Raw genomic sequence first — 352 nt, 5'->3', positions numbered from 1 at the left:
AACGGGCCGACCAGACGACGCTTCGCGGTGGGCAGCGCGCGGCGAACCTCCAAGCCACCAATGCCCTTGGCGTTGGGTACGACCATCAGCTCGATCTGGTCGCAGGCGAACGCATCGCCAGGCTCAGGATCGTTTCCCGGAAAGAAGCTCATCTCGACCTCAGGCGAAACGGAGGGCGGACCTGGCCTTCGCCTTGGCCGCCTCTTCCTCGCGATTGCGTGGCTCCTGGTTGGTCTCGAGCGTGTCGATCAATTCACGCGCGATGGCGGCGATCGCCTCGACGGCGTGATGGAAGGCGTGCTCATTGCGCTTTGAGGGTTTGGTCGATCCGCTCAGCTTGCGCACGAACTGA

Annotated in this window: 1 protein-coding gene; it reads right to left on the bottom strand. The window is 63.6% G+C overall.

Going from position 1 to position 352, the window contains the following annotated elements; all coding sequences use genetic code 11:
• Positions 1 to 159 precede the first annotated feature (159 nt).
• A partial coding sequence (locus EN807_RS33405) for a DUF2277 family protein (RefSeq protein WP_135938007.1) occupies positions 160 to 352 on the bottom strand: 193 nt, incomplete at its 5' end.

Origin of the sequence: Mesorhizobium sp. M5C.F.Ca.ET.164.01.1.1, assembly GCF_004792125.1 — a bacterium.
Taxonomy (GTDB): Bacteria; Pseudomonadota; Alphaproteobacteria; order Rhizobiales; family Rhizobiaceae; genus Mesorhizobium; species Mesorhizobium wenxiniae.
Note: the sequence above shows the minus strand (reverse complement) of the source record. Positions and strands in the feature narration are given on the sequence as shown.